Source organism: Phenylobacterium sp. (assembly GCF_031412415.1).
GTDB lineage: Bacteria > Pseudomonadota > Alphaproteobacteria > Caulobacterales > Caulobacteraceae > Phenylobacterium.
In genome coordinates this window covers 1-4,851 of record NZ_JANOCX010000274.1, presented here as the reverse complement: position 1 = coordinate 4,851, position 4,851 = coordinate 1, and the positions used below count along the sequence as shown (strand labels likewise).

6 protein-coding genes are annotated in these 4,851 nt (G+C 69.4%); 3 read left to right on the top strand and 3 right to left on the bottom strand.

Annotated elements, in window-relative coordinates:
* The first annotated feature begins 161 nt into the window (after nucleotides 1–161).
* Complete coding sequence (locus tag RMO04_RS13295; protein ID WP_309645260.1) at nucleotides 162–701, top strand: hypothetical protein; 540 nt, start codon at nucleotides 162–164, stop codon at nucleotides 699–701.
* Complete coding sequence (locus RMO04_RS13290; protein WP_309645259.1) at nucleotides 701–1,207, top strand: cupin domain-containing protein; 507 nt, start codon at nucleotides 701–703, stop codon at nucleotides 1,205–1,207. The genes RMO04_RS13295 and RMO04_RS13290 overlap by 1 nt, the downstream gene beginning before the upstream one ends.
* Here the strand turns inward: RMO04_RS13290 and ubiB are convergent.
* A complete protein-coding gene (ubiB, locus tag RMO04_RS13285; protein WP_309645258.1) occupies nucleotides 1,204–2,718 on the bottom strand; it encodes a 2-polyprenylphenol 6-hydroxylase in 1,515 nt (504 codons plus the stop codon). The two genes, RMO04_RS13290 and ubiB, sit on opposite strands and share 4 nt — an antisense overlap.
* A gap of 3 nt (nucleotides 2,719–2,721) precedes the next feature.
* Entirely contained in the window at nucleotides 2,722–3,480 is a 759-nt protein-coding gene (locus tag RMO04_RS13280; protein WP_309645257.1) for a class I SAM-dependent methyltransferase, read from the bottom strand.
* A gap of 51 nt (nucleotides 3,481–3,531) precedes the next feature.
* Between RMO04_RS13280 and mutM the strand changes: the two genes are divergently transcribed.
* Nucleotides 3,532–4,395, top strand: coding sequence for a bifunctional DNA-formamidopyrimidine glycosylase/DNA-(apurinic or apyrimidinic site) lyase (gene mutM, locus RMO04_RS13275; RefSeq protein ID WP_309645256.1), 864 nt, complete (start codon nucleotides 3,532–3,534; stop codon nucleotides 4,393–4,395).
* Nucleotides 4,396–4,472: 77 nt separating this feature from the next.
* On the opposite strand, the gene RMO04_RS13270 is transcribed toward mutM, so the two are convergent.
* Nucleotides 4,473–4,851, bottom strand: a 379-nt coding sequence (locus tag RMO04_RS13270) for a PEPxxWA-CTERM sorting domain-containing protein (protein ID WP_309645255.1), incomplete at its 5' end; no start/stop codon positions are given.

The following is a 4,851-nucleotide window of genomic DNA, read 5'->3' as shown; positions in this document are numbered from 1 at the left end:
GATCCCGCCCCCCACGATCAGCAGAATCCGTTGGTCCGACAAGGTTTGACGCCCCAAGCAACAGGTCCCCGGTCATAGGCCAAACAGGGCCTCTGGACAAACCTGAGTTTCTGTTCTTAATTTGTTCCCACAGCTTGGCCGTGCATTCTGGAGGGATTGATATGGCGGGATACAAGATTGCGTTGAGCGCGGGCCTGGCCCTGGTGCTTCTGGCCGCTTGCGAGCGGCCGTCGGCGGTGGCCCAGAAGGACGAGGCGAGGCCGCAGGCTCTCGCGTCCACGGGGGGCTCGCAGCCCCGGACGGACCGCGCCCAGCGGGATGATGAACCGGTGCGCCGGATCGACGGCAAACCGATCTGGTCCGCTAGCCGCAAGGGCACGGCCGAAGAGAACGCCCAGCGCAGCTTCGAGCGCAACGGCGAGGCCTTCGGCGCCAGCAACCTGGACGACTTCGTCCGCAAGGCCCACGCCTTCGTGGAGGACCCGCCGGCCGGGACCCAGCGCCTGACCCGCTCCAATGGCGACACCCTGCTCTACGATCCGAAGAGCAACGTCTTCGCGGTGGTCACCGACAACGGCGCGCCACGCACCATGTTCAAACCGGACGAGGGCGGCGCCTACTGGGACGAACAGAAGGCGCGGGAAGGAAAACGCCAAACGGCCCGCTCCGACCGCAAGGACCGTGACGGCGGCGACAGCTGATGGCGAAACATCTCGTCCGCCAGACCGACCTCGACTGGAGTCGCGCCTTCCGGGGACGCCACCCGTTCAATCCAGCCTCCGAGATGCGCATGATCCGGGTGGGTGACATCAGCGGGCTTACGCGTCTCGGCGCGAACCTTGTCCGCATCCCGCCGGGCAAAGAGAGCTTCATTCCTCATGCCCACTCGGTCGAGGAGGAAATGGTGCTGGTGATGTCGGGGACAGGCCAGGTGGTGCTGGACGGCGTCGCCCAGGACATCGGCCCCGGCGACTTCATAGGATTCCCCACGGACGGGGTGGTCCACCACCTCGTCAACACCGGCGAGGTCGACCTGATCTATCTTACCGTCGGCGAGCGCTCGCGGGTGGAGGTCGCCGACATGCCGACCATCGGCAAGACCACCGTCTTCCGCAACAACCGCATGGCCCTGTTCGGCCCGGACGGGGTGGAGGAGCTGTCGGCGGACGAGTGGTTCGCGCGGATGAAGATCGAACCCGGGAGCTAGAACAGCCAGGCGGCGACCAGGAAGACCAGCCCCGACACCGCCGCGCCGACGGCGAACCATAAGAGGGGCGACCCGCCGCGCTCCTCGGCCACCGCCACGGCGATGGGCTGGGGTGGGGGCGGGGCTTCGATCAGGCGAGCGAGGTTGCGCAGGGCGGCGACCGCCTCGTCGCCGTAGCGTTTGGCGCGGGCGGTGGGAGATAGCTCGCGCAGCATCCAGCGGCGCACCACGGGATCGGCGGCGGCCCAGATGTCGTGTTCGGGGTCGATGCGGCGGGCGACGCCCTCGACGGTCATCATGGTCTTCTGCAGCAGGACGAGTTGGGGCTGTAGACGCATATCGAACAGCGCGGTGATCTCGAACAGCTGGGTCAGGACCCGGCTCATGGAGACGTCGCTGGCGTTGCGGCCGAACACCTGTTCCCCCACCGCGCGCAGGGCCTGGGCGAAGGCGGCGACGGAATGGGTGCGGGGCACATAGCCCGCGTCGAAGTGGGTCTGGGCGATCTTCGCGTAGTCCCGCTGCAGGAAACCCCACAGGATCTCGGCCAGGTAGCGGCGCTCGGCCGCCCCCAGCCGACCGATGATCCCGAAGTCCACCGCCGTCAGTTCGGCGGGCGCGGCGACAAACAGGTTCCCCTCGTGCAGGTCGGCGTGAAACACCCCGTGGTCGAGGGCCTGGGCCAGGAAGGCGCGGATCAGCTTCTGGGCCAGGGCCGGTCGGTCGAGGCCGACCAGGTCCAGGGCGGCTGGATCGGACAGCGGCGCGCCGGACGCCCACTCCTGGGTCAGGACCCGCTTGCCGACGCCATCCCAGACGACCTTGGGCGCGGTCATGTAGCCGTCCTCGGCCATGACCTCTTTCAGCTCGTCGCCTCCAGCCGCCTCCAGCCTCAGGTCGAGCTCCAGCTCGGTGGCCCGGATCACGGTGGCGGCGAGCCCCCGGGGCTCCAGCCGCCGCGCCGGGACCGACCAGCGCTCGGCCAACCGCGCCGCCAGGCCCAACACCTCGGCGTCCTCCGCGACACGACGCTCGATGCCGGGCCGCAGCACCTTCACCGCCACGCGGCGCCCGTCGATTAGGACGGCGTCATGCGCCTGGGCGAGCGACGCGGCGGCGACCGGGTCGCCGAAGCTTGCGAACAGGGCCTCCACCGGACGGCCCAGGGCTCTCTCGACCTCGAGACGCGCCAGTTCGGTCGGGAACGGCTCGAGGGCGTCCTTCAGCCGCGACAGGTCTTGAGCGAACTCGATCCCGAAGATGTCGGCCCGGGTGGAGAGGAGCTGGCCTAGCTTGATGGCCACCGGACCCAGCCGCTCCAGCGACCGCGCCAACCTCTCCCCCGGACGACCTTCGCGCGCCTGGCGGCCAGCCAGCAGCCGCAGCGCCTTGGAGAGCGTCCCAACGGCGGGCGGATAGAGGCTGCCCAGCTCCCGCGGCAGCAGGGCGTCGTTGCGCGCCAGCATCCAGCCCGCGGCCGCGAGCCGCCCGAACGCCGCCAGCCCGCCCACCGCCTAGATCGCCCAGCCGTGGTGCAGGGCCGCGACCCCGCCGGTGAAGTTGGTGTAGCCCGCGCGGCTGAAACCCGCCTTTTCGATCAGACCCACGAAGGCCTTCTGGTCGGGGAACCGGCGGATGCTCTCGACAAGGTATTGATAGCTGTCGCGATCCTTGGCCACCCACTCGCCGATCTGCGGGATGACCTTGAAGGAGTAGGCGTCGTAGGCCTTGCGCAGCACCTCCGTGGCCGGCTGCGAGAACTCCAGGCACAGGAAGCGGCCGCCCGGCTTCAGTACGCGACGCGCCTCGACCAGGGCCGCGGAGATGTCGGTGACATTGCGGATGCCGAACGAGATCACATAGGCGTTGGCGCTGGCGTCGGGCAGCGGCAGGCGCTGGGCGTCGCCCACGGCCCAGACGATCTCGGGCTCCCCGCCGCGCTCGCGGCCGGCGGCGATCATCTCGGCGTTGTAGTCGACCACGATCACGCTGGCGTCGGCCCCGCCCCGACGTTCCTGGGCGCGGCGGGCCATCCTGGCGAAGCGGCGGGCCATGTCGCCGGTGCCGCCCGCGCAGTCGACGATGGTCTCGCCCGGCTGCGGGTTCAACCGCGCGGCGACGGCGTCCTTCCACAACCGGTGGACGCCCCCGCTCATCAGGTCGTTCATCAGGTCGTAGCGGCTGGCGACGCGGTCGAAGACGCCGCGCACCAGGCGGGGCTTCTCGGCGGGATCGACGTCGCGGAATCCGAAGGTGGCGGCGGGTCCGGTCATGGAGGCGTCTTAGCCTTGTCGCGCGCGCGACGCCATGCCACTCCACGTTCCATGCCCGAACTTCCCGAGGTCGAGACCGTCCGCCGCGGCCTGCAGCCGGTTCTCGAGGGCGCCCGGCTGGCCCGGGTGGAGGCCCGCCGCGCCGACCTGCGGTTTCCGTTCCCCGAAGGCTTCGTCCAACGGCTGACCGGCGCCGTGATCCTGCGCCTGGAGCGGCGCGCCAAATACCTCATGGCCGAACTGGATCGCGGCGAGACCCTGGTGATGCATCTAGGGATGAGCGGCCGTTTCGAGATCGCCCGTCCCGAGGGGACCGTGCGGCCGGGCGAGTTCCACTACGCCGCCGACCCCGATCCCAAGCACGCCCATGTGGTGCTGGACACGGAAGGCGGCGGCCGGGTCACCTATTACGACCCCCGGCGCTTCGGCTACATGGCCCTGCTCGACACCCCCACGCGCGAGCAGCATCCGTGGTTCGCGGGGCTGGGGCCGGAGCCTCTGTCACCGGCCTTCGACGCCGGCCTTTTGGCGAAGGCCTTCGCCGGCCGCAAGCAGGGTCCCAAGACCTTGCTGCTGGATCAGCGGATCGTGGCCGGCCTGGGCAACATCTATGTCTGCGAGGCGCTAAACCGCGCGCGGATCTCGCCGTTCAAGCCGGCGGGCGGGATCAAGCGCGCCAGGCTGGGAGCCCTGGTGGACATCATCCGCGACGTGCTGAACGAGGCGATCGCGGCGGGCGGCTCCACCTTGCGCGACTATGCCGCCGCCGACGGGGCCTTGGGCTACTTCCAGCACCGCTTCCGCGCCTACGATCGTGAAGGTCAGCCCTGCCTCAACCACGGCTGCAAGGGCGTCATCGCCCGAGAGGTCCGGGCGGGTCGGTCAACCTTCTTCTGCCCGGCCTGCCAGACGTGACAAAGCCGCGGTCTCGCTGAGACCGCGGCTCTGAAACAGGACGGTCGGCCCTGTGGGGGCCGACCGTCCTTCGGGCCCTAGGCCAGGCCGAGGGCCGTGCGACGGCGCGAGCCGCGCAGCATCGTCCCGACCGCCCCGAAGCCGATGATCATCATCGCCCAGGTGGCCGGTTCCGGCACCGCCGACTGGAAGGCGAAGTCGTCGACTTCGAACGCCTTGTTGGTCGAGGTCAGACGGACACCGCCGAGATTGCGATCGGCGCCGGTCAGGGTGAAGTTCACGCGGCGGTTGGTGAACGGATCGCTCGTGTCACCATTCGCGGGGGGGATCGTGGCGCCGCTCTGGCTGAAGTAGACGAGGCCGCCTTTGTCGAGAAGTTCAATGGTGTTGTAGGTGTCGATCGAGCCCCAATAGAAGCTGAAGCTCGCTACCTGGCCCGGGAGCCAGGCCCCGAGG

Bases quoted from the DNA above. Each gene is read 5' to 3' on its own strand.
- mutM (WP_309645256.1), top strand. From the start codon at position 3,532: ATGCCCGAACTTCCCGAGGTCGAGACCGTCCGCCGCGGCCTGCAGCCG.
- RMO04_RS13280 (WP_309645257.1), bottom strand. From the start codon at position 3,480: ATGACCGGACCCGCCGCCACCTTCGGATTCCGCGACGTCGATCCCGCC.
- RMO04_RS13295 (WP_309645260.1), top strand. From the start codon at position 162: ATGGCGGGATACAAGATTGCGTTGAGCGCGGGCCTGGCCCTGGTGCTT.
- RMO04_RS13290 (WP_309645259.1), top strand. From the start codon at position 701: ATGGCGAAACATCTCGTCCGCCAGACCGACCTCGACTGGAGTCGCGCC.